At 72.2% G+C, this 24,023-nt stretch carries 25 protein-coding genes; 9 read left to right on the top strand and 16 right to left on the bottom strand.

What is annotated here, in order from left to right; all coding sequences use genetic code 11:
- Positions 1-5 precede the first annotated feature (5 nt).
- The gene (adhP, locus tag ABT254_RS05865) at positions 6-1,028 is read right to left on the bottom strand and encodes an alcohol dehydrogenase AdhP (protein WP_351464029.1); all 1,023 of its coding nucleotides are present in this window, start codon (positions 1,026-1,028) and stop codon (positions 6-8) included.
- 30 nt (positions 1,029-1,058) lie between these two features.
- A complete protein-coding gene (locus ABT254_RS05860) occupies positions 1,059-1,964 on the bottom strand; it encodes a universal stress protein (protein ID WP_351464101.1) in 906 nt (301 codons plus the stop codon).
- Between the two features lie 265 nt (positions 1,965-2,229).
- Between ABT254_RS05860 and ABT254_RS05855 the strand changes: the two genes are divergently transcribed.
- Positions 2,230-3,882, top strand: a complete 1,653-nt coding sequence (locus ABT254_RS05855; RefSeq protein ID WP_351464098.1) for a SulP family inorganic anion transporter — start codon at positions 2,230-2,232, stop codon at positions 3,880-3,882.
- 5 nt (positions 3,883-3,887) lie between these two features.
- Here ABT254_RS05855 and ABT254_RS05850 read toward each other — a convergent pair whose 3' ends face one another.
- Positions 3,888-4,112, bottom strand: coding sequence for a hypothetical protein (locus tag ABT254_RS05850; RefSeq protein WP_351464027.1), 225 nt, complete (start codon positions 4,110-4,112; stop codon positions 3,888-3,890).
- Positions 4,113-4,321: 209 nt separating this feature from the next.
- Here ABT254_RS05850 and ABT254_RS05845 point away from each other — a divergent pair, with 209 nt between their 5' ends.
- On the top strand, positions 4,322-4,786 hold the full coding sequence (locus tag ABT254_RS05845; RefSeq protein ID WP_351464024.1) for a cyclic nucleotide-binding domain-containing protein: 465 nt from the start codon (positions 4,322-4,324) through the stop codon (positions 4,784-4,786).
- Positions 4,787-4,809: 23 nt separating this feature from the next.
- Complete coding sequence (locus ABT254_RS05840) at positions 4,810-5,469, top strand: CBS domain-containing protein (RefSeq protein WP_351464021.1); 660 nt, start codon at positions 4,810-4,812, stop codon at positions 5,467-5,469.
- Between the two features lie 63 nt (positions 5,470-5,532).
- On the opposite strand, the gene ABT254_RS05835 is transcribed toward ABT254_RS05840, so the two are convergent.
- Complete coding sequence (locus tag ABT254_RS05835) at positions 5,533-6,120, bottom strand: Rv1733c family protein (RefSeq protein WP_351464018.1); 588 nt, start codon at positions 6,118-6,120, stop codon at positions 5,533-5,535.
- 228 nt (positions 6,121-6,348) lie between these two features.
- On the opposite strand from ABT254_RS05835, the gene ABT254_RS05830 reads away from it, so the two are divergent.
- Positions 6,349-7,050 carry a response regulator gene (locus ABT254_RS05830; protein ID WP_351464016.1) on the top strand — a complete coding sequence of 234 codons (702 nt, stop codon included), beginning with the start codon at positions 6,349-6,351 and terminating at the stop codon, positions 7,048-7,050.
- Here ABT254_RS05830 and ABT254_RS05825 read toward each other — a convergent pair whose 3' ends face one another.
- The 11 genes from ABT254_RS05825 to ABT254_RS05775 all read right to left on the bottom strand — a co-directional run bounded on the left by ABT254_RS05825 (position 7,051) and on the right by ABT254_RS05775 (position 16,716).
- On the bottom strand, positions 7,051-7,191 hold the full coding sequence (locus tag ABT254_RS05825) for a hypothetical protein (protein ID WP_351464014.1): 141 nt from the start codon (positions 7,189-7,191) through the stop codon (positions 7,051-7,053).
- Positions 7,192-7,449: 258 nt separating this feature from the next.
- Positions 7,450-7,617, bottom strand: coding sequence for a hypothetical protein (locus ABT254_RS05820; RefSeq protein ID WP_351464011.1), 168 nt, complete (start codon positions 7,615-7,617; stop codon positions 7,450-7,452).
- Between the two features lie 59 nt (positions 7,618-7,676).
- A complete protein-coding gene (locus ABT254_RS05815; protein WP_351464008.1) occupies positions 7,677-8,666 on the bottom strand; it encodes an Acg family FMN-binding oxidoreductase in 990 nt (329 codons plus the stop codon).
- 35 nt (positions 8,667-8,701) lie between these two features.
- A complete protein-coding gene (locus ABT254_RS05810; RefSeq protein ID WP_351464005.1) occupies positions 8,702-8,968 on the bottom strand; it encodes an SHOCT domain-containing protein in 267 nt (88 codons plus the stop codon).
- 126 nt (positions 8,969-9,094) lie between these two features.
- Positions 9,095-11,464, bottom strand: a complete 2,370-nt coding sequence (locus ABT254_RS05805; protein WP_351464002.1) for a glycoside hydrolase family 65 protein — start codon at positions 11,462-11,464, stop codon at positions 9,095-9,097.
- Positions 11,461-12,186, bottom strand: a complete 726-nt coding sequence (locus ABT254_RS05800; RefSeq protein WP_351464095.1) for an HAD family hydrolase — start codon at positions 12,184-12,186, stop codon at positions 11,461-11,463. Before ABT254_RS05800 ends, ABT254_RS05805 begins: the two co-directional genes overlap by 4 nt.
- Before the next feature lie 194 nt (positions 12,187-12,380).
- Positions 12,381-13,256: a universal stress protein gene (locus ABT254_RS05795; protein WP_351463999.1), complete on the bottom strand. Its 876-nt coding sequence runs from the start codon at positions 13,254-13,256 to the stop codon at positions 12,381-12,383.
- A gap of 136 nt (positions 13,257-13,392) precedes the next feature.
- Positions 13,393-14,463 (bottom strand): zinc-dependent alcohol dehydrogenase family protein, encoded by a 1,071-nt coding sequence (locus tag ABT254_RS05790; protein ID WP_351463997.1) that lies wholly within the window; start codon positions 14,461-14,463, stop codon positions 13,393-13,395.
- A gap of 276 nt (positions 14,464-14,739) precedes the next feature.
- The gene (locus tag ABT254_RS05785; protein WP_351463994.1) at positions 14,740-15,255 is read right to left on the bottom strand and encodes a hydrogenase maturation protease; all 516 of its coding nucleotides are present in this window, start codon (positions 15,253-15,255) and stop codon (positions 14,740-14,742) included.
- 177 nt (positions 15,256-15,432) lie between these two features.
- Complete coding sequence (locus ABT254_RS05780) at positions 15,433-15,855, bottom strand: Hsp20/alpha crystallin family protein (protein ID WP_351463991.1); 423 nt, start codon at positions 15,853-15,855, stop codon at positions 15,433-15,435.
- 138 nt (positions 15,856-15,993) lie between these two features.
- Complete coding sequence (locus ABT254_RS05775) at positions 15,994-16,716, bottom strand: CBS domain-containing protein (RefSeq protein WP_351463988.1); 723 nt, start codon at positions 16,714-16,716, stop codon at positions 15,994-15,996.
- Positions 16,717-16,993: 277 nt separating this feature from the next.
- Here ABT254_RS05775 and ABT254_RS05770 point away from each other — a divergent pair, with 277 nt between their 5' ends.
- The 5 genes from ABT254_RS05770 to ABT254_RS05750 are packed head-to-tail and all read left to right on the top strand — an operon-like array spanning position 16,994 to position 22,359.
- Complete coding sequence (locus ABT254_RS05770) at positions 16,994-17,884, top strand: universal stress protein (protein WP_351463985.1); 891 nt, start codon at positions 16,994-16,996, stop codon at positions 17,882-17,884.
- A 42-nt stretch (positions 17,885-17,926) separates the two neighbouring features.
- Entirely contained in the window at positions 17,927-18,505 is a 579-nt protein-coding gene (locus ABT254_RS05765; RefSeq protein ID WP_351463983.1) for a 2-oxoacid:acceptor oxidoreductase family protein, read from the top strand.
- Positions 18,489-19,730: a pyruvate ferredoxin oxidoreductase gene (porA, locus tag ABT254_RS05760; RefSeq protein ID WP_351463980.1), complete on the top strand. Its 1,242-nt coding sequence runs from the start codon at positions 18,489-18,491 to the stop codon at positions 19,728-19,730. The genes ABT254_RS05765 and porA overlap by 17 nt, the downstream gene beginning before the upstream one ends.
- Entirely contained in the window at positions 19,727-20,737 is a 1,011-nt protein-coding gene (locus ABT254_RS05755; RefSeq protein ID WP_351463977.1) for a thiamine pyrophosphate-dependent enzyme, read from the top strand. The genes porA and ABT254_RS05755 overlap by 4 nt, the downstream gene beginning before the upstream one ends.
- Positions 20,734-22,359: an NAD(P)-binding protein gene (locus tag ABT254_RS05750; RefSeq protein ID WP_351463975.1), complete on the top strand. Its 1,626-nt coding sequence runs from the start codon at positions 20,734-20,736 to the stop codon at positions 22,357-22,359. Before ABT254_RS05755 ends, ABT254_RS05750 begins: the two co-directional genes overlap by 4 nt.
- Before the next feature lie 251 nt (positions 22,360-22,610).
- On the opposite strand, the gene ABT254_RS05745 is transcribed toward ABT254_RS05750, so the two are convergent.
- The gene (locus ABT254_RS05745; RefSeq protein ID WP_351464092.1) at positions 22,611-24,023 is read right to left on the bottom strand and encodes an NAD(P)(+) transhydrogenase (Re/Si-specific) subunit beta; all 1,413 of its coding nucleotides are present in this window, start codon (positions 24,021-24,023) and stop codon (positions 22,611-22,613) included.

Raw genomic sequence — 24,023 nt, 5'->3', positions numbered from 1 at the left:
CGTTGTCACCTTTCCGTGCCTAGATCGAACACGATGCGGGCCTTGACCTGGCCGCGCAGCACCTCGTCGATGGCTTCGTTGACCGCGGCGAGCGGACGGGTCTCGTGGATGACCCTGGTGCGGCCCGCCGCATGCAGTTGGAAGACCTCGGCGAGATCCTGACGGGTGCCCACGATCGAGCCGATCACCGAGGTGCCGTTCAGAACGGTGTCGAAGATCGGGACCTGGATGGTGCCGTGCGCCGGCAGTGCCACCATCACCAGCTTCCCGCCGCGCCGCAACCCGGAGTTCACGGCGGTGAACGCGGCCTCGTTCACGGCCAGGGCGATCGCCGCGTGGGCGCCGCCGTGCTGCCTCAGCACCTCGCCGACATCCTGCTTGCGGGCGTCGATGACGAGGTCGGCGCCGAGCTCCGTGGCCAGTTCGAGCTTCTCGTCGGTGACGTCGACGGCCGCGACAGTGGCTCCGGCGATCTTCGCGTACTGGACGGCCAGGTGACCGAGGCCGCCGATGCCGGAGATCGCCACGAGTTGGGCCGGCTGGACGCCTGCGACCTTGAGCGCCTTGTACGTGGTGACGCCGGCGCAGGTCAGCGGGGCGGCCTCGACGGCGCTGACGCCCTCGGGCACCGGTTGCGCGAAGTCGGCCCAGGCCAGCATCTTCTCCGCGTATCCGCCGTCGCAGCCGTACCCGGTGTTGATCTGCTGCTCGCACAGCGTCTCCCAGCCGGACAGGCAGTGCTCGCACCGCCCGCAGGCCTTGCCCAGCCACGGTACGGCGACCCGGTCCCCCACGCTCAGATGGGTGACGCCGTCGCCGAGCTTCTCGACGAGGCCCACGCCCTCGTGGCCGGGCACGAACGGCGGCTCGGGCTTGACGGGCCAGTCGCCGTGGGCGGCGTGGATGTCGGTGTGGCACAGCCCCGAGGCCTCGACACGGATGCGGACCTGGCCGGGGCCCGGCTCGGGATCGGGCCGGTCCTCGATGACCAGAGGGGCGCCGAGGGCTTGTACGACTGCTGCCTTCATGGTTGTTGAGCTCCTGTCAGAGGGGGTGGGTCAGTCGTGGGCGACGACGGCGACGGGGGCGGTGGCGTGGTGCAGGGCCGCGTGCGTGATCGGGCCGATGTGCGGACCGAGCCGGCCGTGCCGGTGCCGCCGGCCGACGACGACCAGGGAGGCATCGCCCGAGGCGTCGACCAGGAGGCTCGCGGGGCTGCCGTAGCGGGACTCCTCGGTGATGGAGACGTCCGGGAACTTCTGCCGCCACGGGCGCATGGCGTCCGTCAGGGCGTCGGCGTGCTGCCGGGCCAGCGACCGGTGCAGTTCGTAGTCCGCGGGGACGCCGTAGGAGATGTACGGCGACGGGTTCCAGCCGTGGACGACCCGCAGGGAGGTGGACCTGCGGACGGCCTCGTCGAGAGCGAACCCGATCAGTGTCTCGTCCGGGGAATCGGTGTCCAGGCCGAGCAGCACGGGCAGGTAGGGGCCCGCGGCGGACGGGATGCCCGCAGGATCCGGCCGGTGCTCGTCCGCTGCCTGCTCCCCGGCGCGGACCAGGACCACCGGACGGTCGGCGTGCGCGACGACCTCGTAGCCGACCGAACCGATCAGGAAGCCGCCGATCCCGCTCAGACCCCGGGAACCCATAACGAACACTTCGGCCTCCTTGGCCTGACCGGCCAGGATCTCGGCGGGCCGTCCGCTGAAGTGCTCGGTGATCACCTCGACGCCGGGGTGACGCAGCCGCAGTCCTTCGGCGGCCTCGCGGGGAACGCGCTCTGTCCAGTGCTGGAGCGTCTCGGCTCCGAGCAGCGGTGCCTGCGCCATCGGGTCGGGTACGGCCTCCCAGACGTGCACCAGCTTCAGCGGCAGGCCACGCAGAGCCGCCTCGCGCGCGGCCCATTCGCCGGCGGCGCGGCTCTCGGGCGACCCGTCCAGGCCCACCGTGACAGTACGGGGCATCATGATCTCCACCTCCCGGTTTGATCCGCTCCCAGCGTCGGCTCCGGGAGGGGGCGCGGTGCAGGGGCCGCTGGTCCTGAGCCGGGGCCGACCGGCCCCATCGCGCTCGGAGTGCTGCGGCGGTGCGCGCGGCCGTTGGATCCTGGGGCCGGACGGCGAAGGGCGGGCCATGGTGCGAAGATCCGCAGGGCGGCGGGGCGTGCCCGGTGCCGGTCCCCTGCTCGATGGGCCGGGGGCGTGGCGTCGGGTGCTGCCGGGGCTGGTCATGCTGCTCGGCTACCGGCGGGCATGGCTGCGCGGCGATCTGCTGGCCGGGGTGACGGTGGCCGCCTATCTCGTGCCGCAGGTGATGGCGTACGCAAGCGTGGCCGGACTGCCGCCGGTCACGGGGCTCTGGGCGATCCTGCCCTCGCTCGCGCTGTACGCCCTGCTGGGCACCTCACGGCTGCTGTCGGTGGGCCCCGAGACGACGGCCGCTTTGATGACGGCCACCGTGGTGGCTCCCCTCGCGGGTTCCGACCCGGGTCGCTACGCCACGCTGGCCACCGCGCTCGCGGCCACGGTCGGTCTGCTCTGCATGGCCGCGCGGCTGCTGCGCCTGGGTTTCGTCGCCGACCTGCTCTCCCGCCCCGTCCTGATCGGCTACCTGGCTGGCGTGGCCCTGATCATGGTCGTGGACCAGCTGACCAAGCTGACCGGCGTACCGACGACGGGTTCGACGTTCTTCCCGCAACTGTGGTCCTTCATCCGGCACCTCGGCCAGGCCCACCCGGCCACGGTGTTGTTCTCCGCCGTCACGCTCGTGCTCCTGTTCGCGGTCCGGCGATGGCTCCCCCTGGCGCCCGGGCCACTGCTGGTCCTGGTGCTGGGCACCACGTCCGTGGCCGCCTTCGATCTGGACGGCCGGCACGGCATCAAGGTGATCGGCGCGGTACCGGCGGGCCTGCCCGACTTCGCCCCGCCGGACCTGACGCAAGTGCCGCACCTGGTGCTGCCCGCCCTCGGCGTCCTCCTGGTCGCCTACACCGACTTCATCCTCACCGCCCGGGGCTTCACCGCCGCCGACGACAACGGCTCGGAGCTGGATGCCAATCAGGAGTTCCTGGCCCTCGGCGCGGCCAATCTCGGGGCTTCCTGTCTGCACGGCTTTCCGGTGAGCAGCAGCGCCAGCCGGACCGCGCTCGCCTCTTCGACGGGGGCGCGGAGCCAGGCGTACTCGCTGGTGGCGGGTCTGGTGGTGGTCGCCGTGCTGCTGTTCCTTAGCCCGCTGCTGACCCACACACCGTCGGCCGTGCTGGGCGCGATCGTGGTCTACGCCGCCGTCCGCATGATCGACGTCGCGGGCTTTCGCCGGCTGGCCTCCTTCCGGCGGCGTGAACTGCTGCTGGCGCTCGGCTGCCTGGCCGGGGTGCTGACCCTGGACATCCTCTACGGCGTGATCGTCGCCGTCGGTCTGTCCGTGGCGGAGCTGCTGAGCCGGGTGGCGCGCCCGCACGACGCCGTCGAGGGGCTGGTGCCGGGCGTGGCCGGCATGCACGACGTGGACGACTACCCGCAGGCCCGCACCATCCCGGGTCTGCTCGTCTACCGCTACGACTCCCCGCTCTTCTTCGCCAACGCGCAGGACTTCCACCGCCGGGCGCTGGCCGCGGTGGACGAACAGACCACCCCGGTCCGCTGGTTCGTCCTCAATACCGAGGCGAACGTGGAGGTGGACATCACCGCCCTCGACGCGGTCGACGAGGTGCGCCGCGAACTCACCCGCCGCGGCATCGTGTTCGCCCTCGCGCGGGTGAAACAGGATCTGCTGGACGACCTGGAGGCGTATGGGCTGGCCGAAGCAGTCGGCAGGGAATTGATCTTTCCCACGCTGCCGACCGCCGTGGCCGCGTATCGGACGTGGTGCCGCGAGAGTTAGGCCGGTCAGTTCTTCACGGGCGTGCGTACGACAGGCCGGCGCGTCGTCGTCCCGGTCGTCCCGGTCGTCACGGACGTCCCTGTGTCCGACGGCCGCCGTGCGGCACGGCGCTGCTGGGCCCGCAGGACCAGCGCATCGAGTGCCGCGCTGAGCACGAAGGTGACGGCCATGGCGATCACCAGGAGAAGGGCGGACTGCCGCCAGAATTCCGGAGTCAGGCTCGTACCCATGGTGTTCCCCCTTTCCGCTCTGTCGTTCTGCGCTGTCGGTTGGCTCTCTCATCACCATCGAACTGCGGGCGGGCGCCTGGCACAGGGTGCCAGGGGGGTGGGACGCGCCGCCGGTCGGCCCGATCGTGGGGCCGGGTGGCCCCTGGTCCGGTCCGGGCCGCCCGCCCACGCTGGGAGTGGTAGTCCGTACGCCTGAGTGGAGGCACGCCATGAACGCTCCCGTCACCACGAGCATGCCGCGGGCGCTGCCTGCCGAGCACCGGCAGAGGCTGATGCGGATCGCCCGGGAGGTGTCGTTCCCCGAGGGCACCCGGCTCTTCGAGGAGGGCGGTCACGCCGACCGGTTCTGGATCATCCGCACCGGCACGATCGATCTCGACATGCGCGTGCCCGGCCGCCGTGCCGCCGTCATCGAGTCGATCGGGCACAACGAACTGGTCGGTTGGTCCTGGTTGTTCGCCCCGTACATCTGGCACCTCGGCGCCGAGGCGGCCTCGCCGCTGCGGGCGTACGAGTTCGACGCCACGACCGTGCGGACGATCTGCCAGGAGGATCCCGCGTTCGGACGGACCATCGCCCGCTGGGTGGGCGAGGTCGTGGCCCACCGGCTGCAGGCGGCCCGGGTGCGGCTGCTGGACCTCTATGCCCCGTACGGCAGCGGGACGCTCCGCTGAACTCGAGCGATCAAGGAGGCGTCGTGCACGCATTCCCGCACATCGTGAGTGACGTGATGACCCGTACCGTCGCCGCGGTCGGCCGCGAGGCCGCCTTCAAGGACATCGTGCGGACCATGCAGGACCGGAAGGTCAGTGCGGTACCCGTGGTGGACGGCGGGAACCGGGTCGTGGGGGTCGTATCCGAGGCCGATCTCCTGCCCAAGGAGGAGTTCCGCGACAGCGATCCCGACCGGTACACGCAGCTGCGGCGGCTGTCGGACCTCGCGAAGGCGGGCTCGGTCACCGCCGGCGAGCTGATGACCTCACCCGCCCTCACCGTCCGGCCGGACGCCACGCTCGCGCAGGCCGCGCGGGAGATGGCCCGGGCCCGGGTCAAGCGTCTGCCGGTGGTCGACGACGGGGGGCGCCTTGAGGGCATCGTCAGCCGGGCGGACCTGCTCAAGGTCTTTCTGCGGGACGACGAGGAGATCGCCGAGGAGGTGCGGCGGGAGATCGTCTCGTATCTGTTCACCACACCGCTCTCGGAGGTACGGGTCGAGGTCCGCGACGGGGTCGTGACGCTCGGCGGCCGGGTCCGCGACGCCTCCCTGGTGCCGGTGGCCGCGCGCCTTGTCCGGGCGGTCGAGGGTGTCGTGGACGTGGAGTTCGCGCTCGACGGACTGGACCGGCCGGCAATCTGATCGCCGGCAATCTGATCGCCGCCACCATCCCGGTATCCCGGTGGTCGGCCGGTCGTCCCAGTCTCAGCCTGTCCGGTGCCCCCACTCCCGTTCGACCCGCTCCCATTCGGCTCCCCACCGCTCGGTGGCCCGCCGCTGCACGCGCAGCCGCACCAGCCGCCCGCCGCCGAGAACCGTCAGTCCCGTCGCCAGCCCGACTCCGGTGCCGGCCAGCACGACACGTGTCGCCGCCTCCTCGGCATTCACGGGGGCCGACACCAGGCGGCCGCGTCCGTCCGTCCAGGCCCGCACCTCACTGCCCGGCTTCGCCGTGGGCTCCACGTCCACCGTGCCCGTACGGACCTTGCCCTTCCCGTCGCTCCAGCGCACCGTCGCCAGCACCCGGTCGTACCGCACACCGGTGACGAGGTCCCGCCCGCTTCCGGCCACGGTCTTCACGACCACCGCCGACACCGGCCGACGGTCCGCCCGGTCCTCGTTCACCACGCGCTGCGCGGCCTGCGCCCCGACCATCCCGGCGGCGACCGCTCCGGCCGTCGCGGCCGTCCAGGCGGCCAGCACGATCCACGCCTCCACCACATCGCTGCGCCTCCGCAGCGGGTTGCTCCGCCAGCGCCACCCCAGGACCTTCGCGCGTCTGACCTTTCGCATCGGTCACACCCCCTTACGGGCGCAATGAGGACGCACACACCTAAAAGGTCTCACCACATCACCGTCTTCGGGAGGGGCAGCAGGCCCTTCGCACGGCGCGGCGGACCGGGTGGCGTGGCGACGAGTGGGGCCGTCCGGCCCTAGTGCGTCCGGTCCCCACGGGTGATGATCGTCGTGACGTGCGGCCCGCAGTCCGTGTGTCATACATCCGGGGAACGAGGGGTCGACATGACCGAGGCACGTACCTTCACGGCGCAGGACCCGATCCGCGTCTTCCTGCTCGACGACCACGAGGTCGTCCGACGCGGGCTCGCCGACCTGCTGGACGCCGAACCCGACATCAGCGTCGTCGGCGATGCCGAGAACGTCGAGCACGCCCTCGTCCGCGCACCCGCCGTGCGACCCCACGTCGCCGTCCTGGACGTCCGCCTGCCCGACGGCGACGGCATCTCCGTCTGCCGGGACCTGCGCAGCCGTATGCCCGAACTCGCCGTGCTGATGCTCACCTCGTTCGACGACGAGGACGCCCTGCTCGACGCCATCATGGCCGGCGCCTCCGGCTATGTCCTCAAGCAGATCAAGGGCTCCGACCTGATCTCGGCGGTCCGCACCGTGGCCTCCGGCCAGTCCATGCTGGACCCGGCCACGACCGCCCGGCTCATGCGCTCCTTGCGCACGGAACCCGCCGAAGCCCCCACCGTGGCACCCGAACTGGCGGGCCTGTCGCCGCGCGAGCGGGAGATCCTCGCGCTGATCGGGGACGGACTCACCAACCGTGAGATCGGCAAGCAGCTCTATCTTTCGGAGAAGACCGTCAAGAACCACATCTCCCGGCTGCTCGCCAAGCTGGGCGTGCAACGCCGTGTGCAGGCCGCGGTCCTGGCCACGCACCTGGACCAGCCGCAGACGGCCGACCGGCCCACGCACTGATCACACCTTCCCGGACGGGACCAGGGAGCGGTGCTGGCGGCTGCGGACCGGGCGGGTGCGCACGGTGACGCCCGAATACTGCTCGCGCAGCCCGGGCAAGGCGCGTACGGCGGCCGTCCGGTGCAGGACGACCAGGTCCACACCGCGCTCCGAGGCCTCCGCGAAGGCGAACTCGGCGGCTGCACCAGACAGCCCGCACGGGCCGTCGCACGACCGGCGACCGTGCCGTGCAGCGGCCGCGCAAGCCGTGCGCGGGGCGGCTCCCCACCACGGTGGGCGATGCGGCGCGCGACGATGGACCCGAGCACCGTCACCGGCTCGCCGACAAGGACTCACACGTGATCGCCAAGTCGGGCGCCACCCGGCGGGCCCGCCACTCGGCATCGGCCGGCGCCTCGTTCACCGGTCCCGCAACCCGCCGTCGTCCGGATCCCAGGGCGCCACACCGGCCGGCACCAGCTCCTCGGACCATGTCAGGGCGTGAGCCGGCTCAAGGCCCACTCCGCGCCGGGCGGCCGCCGACGCCGCGGCTTCCACGGCCGCCAGACCCCACGGCGTACCGTCCACTCCCACCACGACGGGCCCGGGGGCGCGCCGACCGGCCCTCGCAAGGGCCGGGCGTGCGCTCAGCCGATCTCCAGTACCTCGTGCACGGGACGGCGGGGTGTCCCCGTGCCCGCGGGCCCGTAGCCGAGGCGCAGCACCATGTGGACGAAGCCCATGGCCGAGCGTGGATCGCGGGCCAGCTCCCGCAGGTCCGCCTGCTCCAGTGCGTGGGAGGTGAGGGAGGTGGCCAGGCCGTCGAGCGTGGCCAGCAGGAGGACCCGCTCGAGCGCCTGTCCCGCGCGCAGCCAGTCGTCGGGGTGGTCATTGGGAGTGCCCAGCAGTGCCAGATGCGGCGTGGTCTCGAAGACAGCCGCCGGACGGCCGGGCACGGCGCGACGGCCGGCGAAGTCGCGGACCGGAGCGCGGCCGCCCTGCTTGCGCGGTCCGAAGGCCCCCTCGGGAATGCCGTCCACGGCCGTGTCGGCACTCTCCGCCCCGACGCGGGTCCACCGCTGCACGTCCTCGAGACGCTCGGGGTGCAGGCTGTCGCGTCCCTCGACATCGCGGACGTGCTCCAGGAGTGACTCCGTGTGCCAGGCCTCGGGGAAGGCCAGCTGGGCGCCCTCCCTGAGGGCGGCGTCGCGCAGGGCGTCCCGGACGGCGGCCGGGATCGGCTTGTCCTGGAACGGATGGCGGCTGGTGTGCCGGCGGGCGATCGCCGGGAACAGCGTCGCCAGGTCACGGTCGGGCGGGTCGCTGTCGTTGAGATGCACGACGGCGAGCAGCTCCCGGTCGGCGGGATCGGGCAGCAGACGCATATCGACGTGCAGGCCGCTGTCGGCCGCGGCGACACGGAGGTTGAACAGCGCCGCGCCGCAGCCGATGTGCAAGCCGCGGTTGTCCGGGTCGGTGTGCGGCATGGCGCGCTCGAAGTCGGCCCGCAGTTCGACCGTGCCGACCCCGGTGTGATGGCGGAATCGCCACGGCTGCGCGTTGTGCAGGGAGGGCGCGGCGGTGGCGGCGGCCACCAGGGCCGTGATGTTCGTCGTGTCGAGTGGTTGTGCAGGCATGGGGCGCACCTCCCTCGGACGGGCGCGGGGTTCTGTCAGGATTTGGCGAGGGTGGGGCCGTCCCCGCGCAGCACGGCCAGGCTTCGGCGGTACTGCTCCTCGTCGATCTCACCCCGGGCGAAGCGTTCGGCGAGCAGTCGCTCGGGCGAGGCGGCGGTCGGGGTGCGCGGGGGCTCCGGGGCCCGGTTCAGGGTGCGGTAGAGCAGCACGGCCACGGTGATGAGCAGGGCCCACAGCAGGACCGTGCCGATCGACATCGTGAACCAGCCCCATCCGTTCATGTCGTGACCGTTCCAGTACATCGCGGACCGCTTCCTTAGTCTCGGACTGCTTCTCACGGCCACCGTCACACCCCGCACGACCAGCGAGTAGGGGCCGCCCGGTGTCGACCTGGGACCATCCGGCCCAAGCCCCGGCCCTGTTCGCCCTCAGTCCCCCAGCAGCAGCCGGCCCGTCTCCCCCGGCCGCAGGCAGACCGCACGGTCCGGCAGCCGTACGTCGATGGGCGTGCCGTCGGACGACGGCACCGCGATCTCCAGCAGCCCGCGCTCCAGCCTCAGCCGTACGCCCCAGTGCTCGTGGTAGCGCAGCGCGAACCCGTACGAGGACAGCTCGGGCAGCGGCACCGGATCGAGCCACAGCGCGCCACCCCGCGTCTCCAGGCCGGTCAGTCCGCGCTGGACGAGGTCGAGGGTGCCGGCCATGGCGCCCAGGTGGATCCCCTCGCCGGTGGTGCCGCCCTGGACGTCGGCGACGTCGCCCCGGAGGGCTTCCAGGCAGAACTTCCACGCCTCCGCCCGCCGGGCCCGGGCCAGGACCCAGCCGTGGACCAGCCCGCTGAGCGTGGAGCCGTGGCTGGTGCGCCGCAGGTAATGGTCGACGGTGCGCCGCCACATGTCCTCGTCGAGCCGCAGGCCCAGCCGGCGGAACAGGCCCCGCAGTTCTGCCGGTGCGAAGAGATAGCCCAGCATCAGGACGTCGGCCTGCTTGGAGGCCCGGTAGCGGTTGACGGTGTCGCCCTCCGCCTCCAGGATCCGGTCGAGGCGCCGGATGTCGCCGTAGCGCTCGCGGTAGCCGTCCCAGTCGAGTTCGGCGAGGTCGCCGTAGCCCTCGAACTGGCTGATGACACCATCGTGGAAGGGCACGTGAAGGGTGCGGGAGACGTCCTGCCACTGTTCGAGTTCGCCGCCGTCGAGGCCGGTGCGTTCGACGAGTTCGCGCCGCCGTGGCTCGGGCAGCGACTGCATCAGTTCGAGCGTGCGCGAGAGCACCCAGGCGGCCGTGACGTTCGTGTAGGCGTTGTCGTCGAGGCCGGGCTGCGAGGCGCCGGGGTAGGCGTCGTGGTACTCGTCGGGGCCGACCACGCCCTTGATGCGGTGGCGTCCGAGCCGCTCGTCGTAGACGGCCGAGTCGGCCCAGAAGCGGGCGATCTGCAGCAGCATCTCGGCGCCCTTGGTGGTGCGGAACTCGGCGTCTCCGCTGGCCTCGCAGTACTGCCACACGTTGTACGCGATGGCCGAGCCGACGTGGTGCTGGAGCCGGGAGTGGTCGGGCAGCCAGCGTCCCGAGCGGGGGTTGAGGTGCAGCTGCTGGGTCTCCTCGCGTCCGTCGCTCCCGCTCTGCCAGGGGTACAGCGCACCACGGCGGCCCGCCGACCGTGCGGCGGTGCAGGCTTGTTCGAGGCGGCGGTGGCGGTAGCGGAGCAGGGCGCGGGAGACCTCGGGGAAGTGCAGGTTGAGGTAGGGCAGGACGAACAGTTCGTCCCAGAAGACGTGTCCGCGGTAGGCCTCGCCGTGCAGTCCTCGGGCGGGTACGCCGACGTCGACGTCGGCGGTGTGCGGGGAGAGGGTCTGCAGGACGTGGAAGAGGTGCAGCCGCAGGATGCGGCCCGCCTCCCCGTCGACCTCGAGGTCCGCCCGGCGCCAGAGCTGGTCCCAGGCGGTGAGGTGGGATTCGAGGAGCTCGTCGAAGCCGGGTGCCCGGCTCACCCGGTCGACGGCGGCGAACAGCGGGTCGCTGATCGCCGGGTCGCGCGAGGTGTGCAGAGCGACCGTCTTGTCGACGACGGCGGTGTCCCCGGCGGCCAGGTCCAGGCTCAACCGCTGGACGACGCCCGGCACTTCGTGGCTGATCGTGGCGGGTGCGCCGGCGGTCAGGCGGGCCGCCATGCCGATGCGGATGTCCGACGTGCGGGTACGGCAGCGCAGCCACACGGTGTCGGGGGCGGCGGTTCCGGTGTGCACATGGGTGAGGTGGCGGCCGTCGAGGTCCCGGTAGCGGGGCACGCCGCTGTTGGTGACGCCGCCGTCGAGGGCCGCCTCGACGTCGAGGCGGCCGACCCGTCCTTCGGCCGTGAACTCGGTGCGCAGCGCGGCCAGATGAGCGTCGGCCATGTGCACCAGCCGCTGCTGACGCACCGTCAGCGCGCGTTCCTCGCCGAGGTCGTACTTCGTCCAGCGCTCCAGCAGTCCCGAGGACAGGTGCAGGGTCTCGCGGTGGTCGAGCACCGTCGCGGTGTCGGGCGTGAGCCACCGCCCTCCGGGGAGGCCGAAGCGCAACGGCAGCCAGTTCGGCAGGTTGACCATGTCCTCGTTCTCAACCTGGCGGCCGGCCACGTCGGAGGCGAGCCGGTTGTAGCAGCCCGCCACATAGGTGCCCGGGTAGTGCACCTCGTCCGCAGCGCACTCAGGCAGCGCTCCCCGGGTGGCGAAATAGCCGTTGCCCAGCGTGCACAGCGCCTCCCTCAGGCGCTCGTCGGCCGGCTCGTAGCCCTCGTACTCCCAGGTCCAGCCCGTCACTTCGGCTCTCCTCGTACGACCAGTTCGGCGAGGTCGGACACGACGATGTCGGCGCCGTGCCGCAGCAGCCGCTGCTCGGTGTCCGGGCCGTCCGTGCGGTCCACACCGATCACCAGGGCGAATCCGCCCCGGCGGCCCGCCTCGACGCCCGCCAGGGCGTCCTCCACGACGGCGGCTCGTGCTGCGGGGACGCCGAGCCGGCGGGCCGCTTCGAGGAAGAGGTCCGGTCGCGGTTTGCCGGGCAGTCCCAGCCGGGCTGCTTCGCTGCCGTCCACGAGCACGTCGAAGAGATCGAGTATCCCGGCCCGGTCGAGCAACTCACCGGCGTGGCGGGAGGCGGAGGCCGCGGCCCGGGGTATCCCGGCGCGGCGCAGGGCATGCACCAGCCGTACCGTTCCCGGGTACGCGTCGACGCCATGGGCGCGCAGACGCCGGGTGAACAGGCGCTCCTTGTCCGCGGCGACGGCCCGCACGGTCTCCTCCGACGGGTCGATGCCGCGTGCACGGAGGAAGGCCGCTGCGCCGTCGAGCCGGGACTTGCCGTCCACGTGGCGCAGGTAGTCGTCGCGCACGTCGAAGGGGCGGCGCAGCGCCGGATCCCGGGGCGGGTGAGCGCGCAGGAAGGCGTCGAAGGCCGTCTTCCAGGCGGCGGCGTGCACCCGGGCCGAGTCGGTGATGACGCCGTCGGTGTCGAAGACGACGGCGCGCACGTCCCTCAGCACCGGGGCGAGGCGCTCCGCGGGGTGTGCCGATGTGCGGCTCCGCCGCGGGGCGCTGTGCCGTCGCTCGTCCGCGGCGTCGTCGTGGCTGATCGCGCCCTGCGGCGGAGCCGCATGCGGATACGGCCCCGCGCCCCCATGGGGCGCTGACGAACCGGCGCGGACTTCGTCGAGGTCGCTCAGGGGTCGGTGCACGGTCACACCTGCTGGGGCACGACCGCCACCGGGCAGTCGGCGTGGTGCAGCAATGTGTGTGCCACCCGGCCGAGTTGGAGACCGCCGTGGCCGGTGCGGCGCTGCGCCCCGACGATCACGAGGTCCGCGGCGGCCGAGCGGTGCAGCAGCACCTTGCGGGCCGGTCCCTCGACCGCGACGCGGTGCACCAGGACCCCCGGGTGGTCGGCGATCGCGTCGGCGAGCAGGGCGTCGAGCAGCGCGGCCGCCTGTTGCTCGTGGCGGTGCGCGGGGTCCGCCGCCAGCCGGGGGTCGTCGGCGCTCTCGTGTGCGGGACACCGCCAGGTGCGCACGACGTCGAGGGCGCAGCCGCGTGCCTCGGCCTCGCGGAAGGCGAACCGAACGGCCTCGCCGCCGGTGGCCGGCTCCCCCGCGCCGAGCAGGATCCGCTCGTGGGTGCCCGCGAGGCCGGCCTTGTCGCCACGGACGACGATCACCGGGCCGTGGGCGCGGGCCGCCACGGCCAGCCCGACCGAGCCGAGCAGCAGACCCGCCAGCTCGCCGCGCCCGCGCGAGCCGGTGACCAGTACAGAGGCGTTGTTGCCCTCACGCAGAAGCGCGGAGACCGCCTCCTCGGGGAGCACCTCGGCGGTGACCTTCACGTCGGGGTTGCGCCGCCCGGCGCGCTCCGCGGCGGAGGCGACGACGTGTTCCGCCATCACCTGCTCGGAGGGACGTTGCAGACTGTTGGACGGCACGGCGCCCTCGTAGCGTTCCCACAGCGAGGCGTACACCAGGCGCAACGGCAGTCCGTGCCGGGCCGCTTCGTCCACGGCCCAGTCGACCGCGGCGAGGCTCCCGTCGGATCCGTCGACGCCCACGACCAGGGGCAGCTCCATCTTCCCCACCGCCTTTCGTCGGTCTGTGCGGAAGCTCAGCGCAGAGCTCCGCTTTCACCGTCACACCGGCGGCCTGGCGTCGACAGGGGTGGTTCGGCCCCTGCCCGGGGCCGCTCGGCCCAGGCCGCGGCTCCCGTCATGCCGCCGGCACGGGGACGACCTCCCGCTGCGGGCCGCCGAGTACCACCTTGAGCGCGCCGGTCTCGCCGGCGCGGGCGAAGACCTCGTACGCCTCCTCCATGCGGTCGAGCGGGAAGCCGTGCGTGACCAGTTGTGAGGTCGGCAGTCGTCCAGCCGCCGCCATCCGCAGCAGGGTGGGGGTGGAGCGCGTGTCGACCAGCCCCGTGGTGATGGTCACGTTCTTGATCCACAGGTCTTCCAGGTGCAGGGTGGCGGGCTTGCCGTGCACACCGACGTTGGCCACGTGCCCGCCGGGGCGCACCATGCGTGTGCACAGCTCGAAGCTCTCCGGTACGCCGACCGCCTCGATGACCACGTCGGCACCGAGCCCGTCGGTGAGGTCGGCTATCAGCTGCTCCGGCGCCTCGCTCGCATCGGCCACCGCTTCGGCACCGAGCTTCCTGGCCGCCTCCAGGCGGGGCGCGGCGAGGTCCACGGCGAGGATGCGCTCGGGGGCGAACAGCCGGGCCGTGGCGATCGCGGCCAGGCCGATGGGCCCCGCCCCGACCACGGCGACGGTGTCTCCGGGACGTACCTGCCCGTTGAGCACGCCCACCTCGTAGGCCGTCGGGAAGATGTCGGCGAGCAGCACGGCGTCCTCGTTGTCCACGCTGCCGGGCAACGGATGCACGGAAAGGTCGGCGTAGGGGACCCGGACGTACTCGGCCTGGGTGCCGTTGATCAGGTGGCCGAGGATCCAGCCTCCGCCGCCCCGGCACTGGCCGTACATCGCCTCGCGGCAGTAGTGGCAGCGTCCGCAGGGGCTGATGCAGGAGATCAGGACCCGGTCGCCGGGCCGCACCGTCCGCACGTCGCTGCCGACCTCGACGATCTCACCGACCGCCTCGTGCCCCAGCACCGTACCCGGGCGCACCTCGGGCACATCGCCCTTGAGGATGTGCAGATCCGTCCCGCAGATGGTGACGGCGTCCACCTGCACGATCGCGTCGGTGGCCTCCTCCAGGCCCGGGTCTGCGACCTCTTCCCAGGCCGCCTGTCCTGGGCCGTGGAACACGTAGCCTCTCATGTCCGACCTCACCCTCTTGCCGCACAGGATGCCGGAATTACCGGAAAACCCCCGTAGGTCCAGCTTGACCAAGTCCCGGCCGATCCGCATGGGCCGGGCGGCCCCAGAAGCCGCGGCGAGGGCGTGATGCGGGGCCGAGCGGCCCTGGCGTGTCCGGTGTCCTCGTGTTGTGCTGGAGGTGACGGGAAGGACCCGGCACAGGCGCGGAGAAGCGGCCGGCGGCCGCGCACCGCGCAATCAGGATCCGCGAGAAGCGGATGGGGCCCTTCCCGTCCTTCATGGACGGGCCCGGTCCGCCAAGTCCTGGGCAATCGTGGCCCGATGGCGGGTGATCTCCGCCTCGACGCAGGCGGCGAGGTGCCCGACCGTCGCGGCGACGGGTTCGGAAAGCCCCTGGCCGAGCGAGGTGTCCGCACCGTCCACGGCGTACGCCACCAGGTGGCCGGGCAGCCGCCCGAGCGCCCTGCCGACGTTGACGGCTTCGCCCAGGCCGTGCGGGCGCATCGTGCCGGCCCGCCACAGCGCCGCGGTGTCCAGGTCGAGGCGGTAGATGCGGCCGGGGTGGCTCGGGCGGGCGTGGGCGGCCTCCAGCACGACGGCCAGTTCCGTGTTCTCCCACAGCCGGATCAGCCGTGCCGGGTCGGGGTCGCAGGCGGCGAGCAGGGTGCCCGGGGGCAGTGGCCTTGCGGTGGCCCGCTCCCGCAGCCGGGAGAGCACCGCTCGGGGCACACCGTCGTCATGCCGGTCCGGGTCGCCGATGGCGATGATCGCGATACGAGTGGAGACAGTCATGGTTCTTCTCCCTGCAACTGCGTCTGCCTCCACCCTTGCCGGAGCCCGGTTTTCCGGTCGCTGGGCCGAAAGACCTCGGAACGGGGCCGCCCGGCCCGTCCGCCCGGCCCGGGCAGACGGATGCGCGGCCGGCGTACCGGCCGCGCACCGCGGGTGCGGGCGAGCGCCCGCCCGCACTCAGACTTGCCGCACCGGGATGGTCTTTGTGGCCTTCTTGGTCTCGGGCACGGGGACCGTGACGGTCAGGACGCCGTCCTTGTACTCGGCAGTGGCCTCGTCACCCTTGGCCCCGGCCGGCAGCCGGACGGAGCGGGCGAAAGTGCCGTAGCGGAACTCCGTGCGGTGCTTCTGTGTCGTCTCCTCACTGCGCTCTGCCCGCAGGGTCAGAACGCCTTCCGCGACGGTGATTTCGACATCCTTGGCGGGGTCGATGCCCGGGAGCTCCGCCCGCAGCACGTACTTCTCGTCCGCCAAGTGTTCTTCTATGCGGATGCCGTGCAGTCCGGGGACCGTGTGCGCCCCGGGGAAACCGGTCTCGACCCAGCCGAACAGGTCGGGCAGGGTCGGCCAGCCCGGCAGCCGTTCGATCATGCCAGTCATGTCCCCTCCTCTTCTGCTTCGCCACTTCCAGCGTCCCGCGCCGGGGCGCGACGCGCGTGGGCCGACCGGGCCTCTACCGGGCCCGGTCGGCCCACGCGCCCCAACGTCCCCCCGGCACCTGCCGGTTGGGGCACCGCATCAAGGCGCACCGCCGACTCCCGAGGGCGGCGCGGTCGTCCCGGCATCCGGCAGGTCCGGGTCGAGGTCCGGGCGCCGGCGCGGGCCAAGGAGCGCGCAGTCCACGTCCACGACGCCCTCGACGGCCCGCACCAGCCGTGCGGCGATGGGCACCAGGGCGGTGTCGCCGGTCCTTCCGGTGAGCTTCACCACGCCTTCGCGCACCTCGACCCGGATCGATTCGGCCTCGGCGGGGAACAGGTGGTCGACGACGTCGCGCCGCACCTCCCCGGCGATGTCCTCGTCGCTGCGCAGGAAGACCTTCAGCAGGTCGGCCCTGCTGACGATGCCCCGCAGCATGTCTTCGTCGTCGACCACCGGCAGCCGTTTCACCTTGTGGAGCGCCATGATCCGGGCGGCCTGTGCGAGCGAGGCGTGTGCCTGGACGGTGACGGCCGGTGCGCTCATCAGCTCCTCGGCGGTCACGGCGCCGGCCTTGACCAGGTCGGCCAGCCGCCGCAGTTGGGTGTAGCGGTCCGGATCGCCGTCGCGGAACTCCTCCTTGGGCAGCAGATCGGCCTCGGAGACGACACCGACCACCCGGCCCTCGCCCTCCACCACGGGCATGGCGCTGACCTTCCACTGCTGCATGGTCTTCACGATCTCCTTGAACGTCGCTCCGCGGCCGAGGGCGACGACGGTGCGGGTCATCACATCGCTGACGATGTGCGGAGTGCCGTGCATGGCGTCCTCCCTTGGGCTCGCGGTCGGGCGACGGCTCGTGCCGCACGACACCTCCAGCGTCGGGCAGCGGCCCACCGTCGACATGGGCCGAGTGGCCCAGTGTCGGGTTCCGGTGGGCTCTCTTTGCGCTGATGAGCCGGAGCAGCGCAGCCAAGGGCCGTTCGGCCCGTTCCCCAGGCCACGCAGCCCCTGCCCGGGCAGGCGGCTCACCGCAGACGCTGGAGGTGCAGAGGGCCGCCCGGAGCCGGGCGGCCGACGAGCCGGGGAGGTGGTGGCCGTGCTTCGCCCCGTTGTCGTAGGCCTGGACGGTTCATGTGAGAGCCTCGCCGCCGCCGAGTGGGCGGTCGGGGAGGCATTGCGGCGCGGCCTGCCGCTGCGCCTGGTGCACGCGTGGGAGGGACTGGAGCCCGGCACGTCGCAGTTGCCCGAGCTGGACGCGCCGCACTATTGGGCGCGGCGGATCCTGCGCGGAGCCGTGGACCAGCTGGGCGAGCGTCACCCGCAGGTGTATCTCAGTGCCGAGCAGATCGCCCGTCCCGCGGCGGACGCGCTCGTCGATGCGGGCGGTGAGGCCGAACTGCTGGTCCTGGGCAGCCGGGCCTTCAGTGGCTTCGGCGGGTTCATGGCCGGTTCGGTGGCGCTCGCGACAGTGGCCCGCGTTGCGCGGCCCGTGGTGCTCGTGCGGGCCGACCGGACCGCAGAGGACGACCACCTGCCGGACGCGGAGGGCCGGCCGTCGCTGCGCACGCCGTACCGCGACGTCGTGGTCGGCGTGGACATCGCGCGCCCGTGCGAGGAACTGCTCGCGTTCGCCTTCGAGAGCGCGGCCCTGCGTTCCGCACAGCTGCAGGTGCTGCACGCCTGGCATGTGCCGTACGCCCCGCCCGCCGCGGCGGCCACGATGAGTGCCGCTGCACAGCAGGCCGCCGAAACCGCACTGGACGGCGCGCTCCAGCCGTGGCGGGAGAAGTACCCGACGGTAAAGGTCCTGGCGCTGGTGGAGAACGGCCGCCCGGCCCAGCAGCTGCTGCACGCCGCGCAGAATGCCGCGCTGCTGGTCGTCGGCCGCAGGCACCGTCCGGCCAGGCTGGGCGCGCACACCGGGCCGGTCGCGCACGCGGTGATGCACCACGTGCGCTGCCCCGTCGTGATCGTCCCGCACGACTGACTCGCCCAAAGACACGAGGACCCCGGCGGAAGGGAAGGTGCCGTGTTCCAGGTTCGCATCCACGGCCGTGGCGGCCAGGGAGCCGTCACGGCCGCCGAGTTGTTGTCGGTGGCGGCGTTCATGGAGGACCGCCACGCGCAGGCGTTCCCCAGCTTCGGATCGGAGCGGACGGGGGCGCCGGTCGTGGCGTTCTGCCGGATCGACGACCGGCCGATCCGGGTGCGCGAGCCCGTCATGCGGCCCGATGCGCTGGTGGTCCAGGACCCCACGCTGCTGCACCAGGTGAACGTCTTCGAAGGGCTGCGGACCGGCGGCGCCGTGCTGATCAACTCGCCGCGGTCCGTGGACGAGCTGGGCCTCGGCGAGCTTGCCGGCCCTGCCCTCACCGTCCCGGCCACCGCACTCGCCGTGCGCCACTTCGGCCGGCCGGTGCCGAACGCGGTCCTGCTCGGCGGACTCGCCGCGCTCACCGGCTGCGTGAGGATCGAGTCGCTCGGCGCCGCTGTCCGCGAGCGTTTCCCCGGGGAGCTGGGCGAGGCCAACGCTGCCGCGGCCCGGGAGGCATACGACCACGTCAGGAAGGCCCAGCGGGAGGAGCGGGCGCATGCTCAAGCAGACTGAGGGGTCGCGTGCGGTCGCCGAAACCGTCGCCTGCTGCCGGCCCGAAGTGATCGCCGCGTATCCGATCTCGCCGCAGACGCACATCGTCGAGGAGCTCAGCCGCCTGGTGAAGTCCGGTGCGCTGAAGCCGTGCGAGTACGTCAACGTCGAGTCGGAGTTCGCAGCGATGTCGATGTGCATCGGGGCCTCGGCCGCGGGCGCCCGCGCCTACACGGCGACCGCGAGCCAGGGCCTGCTGTACATGGTGGAGGCGCTCTACAACGCCTCCGGGCTGGGGCTGCCGATCGTGATGACGGTCGCCAACCGGGCCATCGGCGCACCCATCAACATCTGGAACGACCACAGTGACACCATGTCGCAGCGCGACTCCGGCTGGATCCAGCTGTACGCGCGCGACAACCAGGAGGCCGCCGACCTGCATCCGCAGGCGTTCCGGCTGGCCGAGGAGCTGTCGCTGCCGGTGATGGTGTGCATGGACGGCTTCGTGCTCACCCACGCCTGGGAGCGGATCGAGGTGCCGGAGCAGGCGCAGGTCGACGCGTTCCTGCCGCCGTACGAGCCACGCCAGGTCCTGGACCCGGACGAGCCGGTGTCGATCGGTGCGATGGTCGGCCCGGACGCCTTCACCGAGGTGCGCTATCTGGCGCACGCCAAGCAGATGCAGGCGCTGGACACGATCCCCCGGGTGGCCGACGAGTTCCGGAAGGTCTTCGGGCGCGCCAGCGGCGGCCTGGTCCACCCGTACGCCTGCGAGGACGCCGACACGATCGTCGTGGCCCTGGGCTCGGTGTTCGGAACCGTGTGCGACGTGGTCGACGAGATGCGTGAGCAGGGGGTCCGCATCGGGGCGCTGGCCATCACGTCGTTCCGGCCGTTCCCGCTCGACGCGGTGCGGACCGTGCTCGGCAGGGCACGCCAAGTCGTCGTGCTGGAGCGGGCGTTGGCGGTCGGTGTCGGCGGGATCGTGTCGGCGAACGTGCGCACCGCGCTGTCCGGGATCCAGTTGGACGGACACACCGTGGTCGCCGGGCTCGGTGGGCGCGCGATCACCAAGGAGTCCCTGCACCGGCTGTTCGACGACGCGATCGCCGGACGCCTGGGGCAGTTGACCTTTCTCGACCTCAACACCGAGCTGGTGGAGCGGGAGTTGGCACGGATGGCTGAGACCAGGCGGTCCGGGCCGTCCGCGGAGAACATCCTGCGTGATGTGGGGAGCAACCGATGAGTGGCGCGCCGCAGGTCAAGTTCTACCAGGTGGGCAGCTTCGCGGCCGGGAACCGGCTGCTGGGGCCCGAGCTGCAGTCCGACCAGGCCGATCCGGGCCGCGCCAACGCGCTGACCTGCGGCCACCGCGCCTGCCAGGGCTGCGGCGAGGCGCTCGGTGCCCGTTACATCCTGGATGCGGCCCAGCGGGCGGCCGGCGGCAAGGTGATCGCGGTGAACGCGACGGGCTGCCTGGAGGTGTTCTCGACGCCGTATCCGGAGACGTCGTGGCAACTGCCCTGGCTGCACTCGCTGTTCGGCAACGCGCCCGCGGTCGCCGCGGGCGTCGCCGCCGCACTGCGCGCCAAGGGCCGCACCGACATCCGCGTGGTCGGGCAGGGCGGCGACGGCGGCACCGTCGACATCGGCCTCGGCTGCCTGTCCGGCATGTTCGAGCGGGGCGACGACGTCCTGTACGTCTGTTACGACAACGAGGCCTACATGAACACCGGTGTGCAGCGCTCCGGGGCCACTCCCCCGACAGCGCGCACCGCCACCACCCAGGCGGTGGGCGAGGAGCCCGGCGCCCCCTTCGGGCAGGGCAAGAACCTGCCGCTGATCGCGATGGCGCACGAGATCCCGTACGTCGCCACGGCCACCGTCGCGGGTCTGCGCGACCTGGAGGCCAAGGTGCACCGGGCGATGGGGATGCGCGGCGCCCGCTATCTGCATGTGCTGGTGCCCTGCCCGCTGGGCTGGGGCACGGCTTCCCATGACACGGTGCGCATCGCCCGGCTGGCCGAACAGACCGGGCTGTTCCCGGTGTTCGAGGCCCTCGACGGCGAGGTCACCGACGTCGCACCGATCCGGCGGCGTCTGCCGGTCGAGGAGTACCTGCGCCCGCAGAAGCGCTACGCGCACCTCTTCCGGCCCGAGCTGCGCACGGACGTCATCGCCCGCCTGCAGCGGACGGCCGACCGCAACATCGCCCGCTTCGGGCTGCTGGCCCCTGAGGAGGCGTCGTCGTGAAGGACAAACCGTTCGCGATCACTCTGAACGTCGGCTCCAGCCTGGCGAACCACACCGGGGCCTGGCGCACCGAACGCCCCGTCTACGTCGACCGTATGCCGCCGTGCAACCAGGCCTGCCCGGCCGGGGAGAACATCCAGCAGTGGCTGTTCCACGCGGAGAGCGGCGACTACGAGTCCGCGTGGCGGCAGTTGATGCGGGACAATCCGCTGCCCGCCGTGATGGGCCGCGTCTGCTATCACCCGTGCGAGACCGCCTGCAACCGGGTCCAGGTCGACAACGCGGTCGGCATCAACTCGATCGAGCGGTTCCTGGGCGACGAGGCGATCAAGCGGGGCTGGACCGTGCCCGTGCCGGAAACGACCTCGGGCAGGCGTGTCCTGGTCGTCGGCTCCGGCCCGGCCGGGCTGTCGGCCGCGTACCACCTGCGGCTGCTCGGCCACGAGGTGACGATCCGCGAGGCACAGGAGCAGCCCGGCGGGATGATGCGCTACGGCATCCCGCGTTACCGGCTGCCGCGTGAGGTACTGGACGCCGAGATCGACCGGATCACGGCGCTGGGCGTCGGGCTGGAGCTCGGCACGAAGGTCGACGAGGTGCTCGCCGCGCAGCGGGACGGCGGCTTCGACGCCGTGTTCCTGGCGGTGGGCGCGGGCATCGGCAAGCGCGCCTACATCCCGGCCGGTGACAGCGCCCGCATCCTCGACGCGGTGACGCTGCTGGGCAGTATGGAGGGCGAGGACCGGCCGCTGCTGGGCCGCAGGGTCGCCGTCTACGGCGGCGGCAACACGGCCATGGACGCGGCCCGCACCGCCCGCAGGCTCGGCGCGACCGACGCCGTGGTGGTGTACCGGCGCACCCGGGACCGTATGCCCGCGCACGACATCGAGGTCGAGGAGGCGCTGGAGGAGGGCGTGCGGATGAAGTGGCTCTCCACGATCAAGCACGCCGACGAGGGGCGGCTGACCATCGAGCGGATGGCGCTCGACGCGACCGGATTCCCGCAGCCCACCGGCGAGTTCGAGGAGCTTGAGGCGGACAGCGTGGTGCTGGCGCTCGGCCAGGACTCGGACCTGTCCCTGCTGCGGGACGTACCGGAGTTGACCGTGGACCACGGCGTGGTGCAGGTGGCCGACGGTCTGATGACCGGGCACGAGGGCATCTTCGCGGGCGGCGACATGGTGCCCGCCGAGCGCACGGTCACGGTGGCCGTGGGACACGGCAAGAAGGCGGCCCGGCACATCGACGCGTTCCTGCGCGGCACGGCGTACGACCCCGCCCCCAAGCACGGCCTCGCGTCGGCCGACCGGCTCAACACCTGGTACTACTCCGACGCCCCGGCCTCGGTGCGGCCGACACTCGAACTCGCCCGCCGCGTCTCGACGTTCGACGAGGTGGTGCAGGGGCTCGACGAGTCCACCGCCCTGTTCGAGGCCCGGCGCTGCATGTCCTGCGGCAACTGCTTCGAGTGCGACAACTGCTACGGCGTCTGCCCGGACAACGCGATCACCAAGCTGGGTCCCGGCAAGGGGTTCGCCATCGACCTCGACTACTGCAAGGGGTGCGGGCTGTGCGCGACCGAGTGCCCGTGCGGGGCGATCGACATGGTGCCGGAGGAGTGAGCCGGATCCGCCTCATCCCTCATTCCCCGGAGGGGATTGCCGGTCTTGTCCATGGGTCGTGATCGAGATCGCCTTGGCCGGCGGGGCGTTGGATGCCTGCTTACGGACCGACCACGGCCTGCAGCTTGGGGAGCTGGAGCAGATCCAGGCCGTCGTCACCGGCTCTGGCGCGCGGGAGGTCGGCACGTGGACCGTGACCGGGCATGCCGCCGGGGCCGCCCGGAGAGCGGCCCCGGCGTGCGGACCGTGGGTCAGCCGACGAACTCGCCCACGGCCGCCTTCAGTTCGCTCAGTCCCTTCTTCGCGTCGGTGAAGAACATCCCGGTCTTCGGGTCGGTGTAGAGCTCGTTGTCGATGCCGGCGTAGCCGTGGCCCATCGAGCGTTTGATGACGACGACGCTCTTGGCCCGGTCGACGTCGAGGATCGGCATGCCCGAGATCGCGTTGCCGGGACGGCGGGCGATGGGGTTGGTCACGTCGTTGGCGCCGATGACGAGGGCGACGTCCGCCTGCGGGAACTCGGGGTTGACCTCGTCCATCTCCTTCAGCTGGGTGTAGGGGACGTTGGCTTCGGCAAGAAGCACGTTCATGTGTCCGGGCATGCGGCCCGCGACCGGGTGGACGGCGTAACTGACGTCGACGCCGTGGTCGGTGAGCAGCTTGGCGAGGTCGCCGAGTTCGTGCTGGGCCTGGGCCGCGGCGAGGCCGTAACCGGGGACGAAGATGACCTTGCTCGCGTACGCCAGCTGGATCGCCACGTCGTCCGCGGAGACCGACCGCACCTGGGCGGGAGCCGAACCGACAGCCACCGGGGCGCCGTCGCCGGTGCCGAAGCCGCCGACGACGATGCCCGCGACCGACCGGTTCATGGCGTCGGCCATCAGCTTGGTGAGGATGCCGCCCGACGAGCTGACCAGCATGCCCGCGATGATCAGTGCGGTCTCGTTCAGGACGAAGCCCGCCATAGCGACCGCGAATCCGGTGAAGGCGTTCAGCAGAGCGATGACGACGGGCATGTCCGCGCCTCCGATGGGCAGCACCATCGTCACGCCGAAGAGCAGGGCGACGGCCACCAGTCCGTACAGGGCGACAAGGGAGTCCGGAGCGAGCACCAGCCAGACGGTGCCGACGACGAAGGAGGCCGGCAGCACCACGTTCAGCAGCCGGGCTCCGGGGAAGACCACCGGCGCCCCGGAAACGACGCCCTGGAGCTTGCCCGCCGCGATGAGCGATCCGGAGAAGGTGACCGCGCCGATGACGATGTCCAGGGCGCCCGGCAAGGAGACCCGGGCGCCGAGCGCGGCCGGATGGTCGGCCTGGAGGAGGTCGTTGAGCGCGATGAGCGCGGCCGCCCCGCCGCCGACCGCGTTGAAGAGGCTGACCAGTTGGGGCATGGCGGTCATCGTGACCTCGCGTGCCGCGTACAGTCCGAGCGCGGCGCCGACGAGGCCGCCGGAGGCCAGCACCAGCCAGCCGGTCGTGCTGATGGCACCTTCGTGGGCCACCAGCCACACCGTGGCGGCCATCGCGACGGCCATGGCCCCGGCGGACAGGGTGTTCCCACGGCGGGCCGTGCGCGGGTGGTTCATCAGGTGCAGGCCGAGGACGAAGCACGCGGCCGTGGCGAGGAAGACGTAGTGGACGGCGTTGGAGACGGTGTCCAT

The sequence above is a fragment of the Streptomyces sp. NPDC001137 genome, assembly GCF_040298885.1.
GTDB lineage: Bacteria > Actinomycetota > Actinomycetes > Streptomycetales > Streptomycetaceae > Streptomyces.
Note: the sequence above shows the minus strand (reverse complement) of the source record. Positions and strands in the feature narration are given on the sequence as shown.

Excerpts from the sequence above, each read along its gene's own strand:
- porA (WP_351463980.1), top strand. The coding sequence starts at position 18,489 with ATGCTCAAGCAGACTGAGGGGTCGCGTGCGGTCGCCGAAACCGTCGCC.
- ABT254_RS05835 (WP_351464018.1), bottom strand. The coding sequence starts at position 6,120 with ATGCGAAAGGTCAGACGCGCGAAGGTCCTGGGGTGGCGCTGGCGGAGC.
- ABT254_RS05850 (WP_351464027.1), bottom strand. The coding sequence starts at position 4,112 with ATGGGTACGAGCCTGACTCCGGAATTCTGGCGGCAGTCCGCCCTTCTC.
- ABT254_RS05810 (WP_351464005.1), bottom strand. The coding sequence starts at position 8,968 with ATGTACTGGAACGGTCACGACATGAACGGATGGGGCTGGTTCACGATG.
- adhP (WP_351464029.1), bottom strand. The coding sequence starts at position 1,028 with ATGAAGGCAGCAGTCGTACAAGCCCTCGGCGCCCCTCTGGTCATCGAG.
- ABT254_RS05845 (WP_351464024.1), top strand. The coding sequence starts at position 4,322 with ATGAACGCTCCCGTCACCACGAGCATGCCGCGGGCGCTGCCTGCCGAG.
- ABT254_RS05860 (WP_351464101.1), bottom strand. The coding sequence starts at position 1,964 with ATGCCCCGTACTGTCACGGTGGGCCTGGACGGGTCGCCCGAGAGCCGC.
- ABT254_RS05755 (WP_351463977.1), top strand. The coding sequence starts at position 19,727 with ATGAGTGGCGCGCCGCAGGTCAAGTTCTACCAGGTGGGCAGCTTCGCG.
- ABT254_RS05780 (WP_351463991.1), bottom strand. The coding sequence starts at position 15,855 with ATGACTGGCATGATCGAACGGCTGCCGGGCTGGCCGACCCTGCCCGAC.
- ABT254_RS05785 (WP_351463994.1), bottom strand. The coding sequence starts at position 15,255 with ATGACTGTCTCCACTCGTATCGCGATCATCGCCATCGGCGACCCGGAC.
- ABT254_RS05815 (WP_351464008.1), bottom strand. The coding sequence starts at position 8,666 with ATGCCTGCACAACCACTCGACACGACGAACATCACGGCCCTGGTGGCC.
- ABT254_RS05775 (WP_351463988.1), bottom strand. The coding sequence starts at position 16,716 with ATGCACGGCACTCCGCACATCGTCAGCGATGTGATGACCCGCACCGTC.
- ABT254_RS05745 (WP_351464092.1), bottom strand. The coding sequence starts at position 24,023 with ATGGACACCGTCTCCAACGCCGTCCACTACGTCTTCCTCGCCACGGCC.
- ABT254_RS05790 (WP_351463997.1), bottom strand. The coding sequence starts at position 14,463 with ATGAGAGGCTACGTGTTCCACGGCCCAGGACAGGCGGCCTGGGAAGAG.
- ABT254_RS05795 (WP_351463999.1), bottom strand. The coding sequence starts at position 13,256 with ATGGAGCTGCCCCTGGTCGTGGGCGTCGACGGATCCGACGGGAGCCTC.
- ABT254_RS05830 (WP_351464016.1), top strand. The coding sequence starts at position 6,349 with ATGACCGAGGCACGTACCTTCACGGCGCAGGACCCGATCCGCGTCTTC.
- ABT254_RS05855 (WP_351464098.1), top strand. The coding sequence starts at position 2,230 with ATGCTGCTCGGCTACCGGCGGGCATGGCTGCGCGGCGATCTGCTGGCC.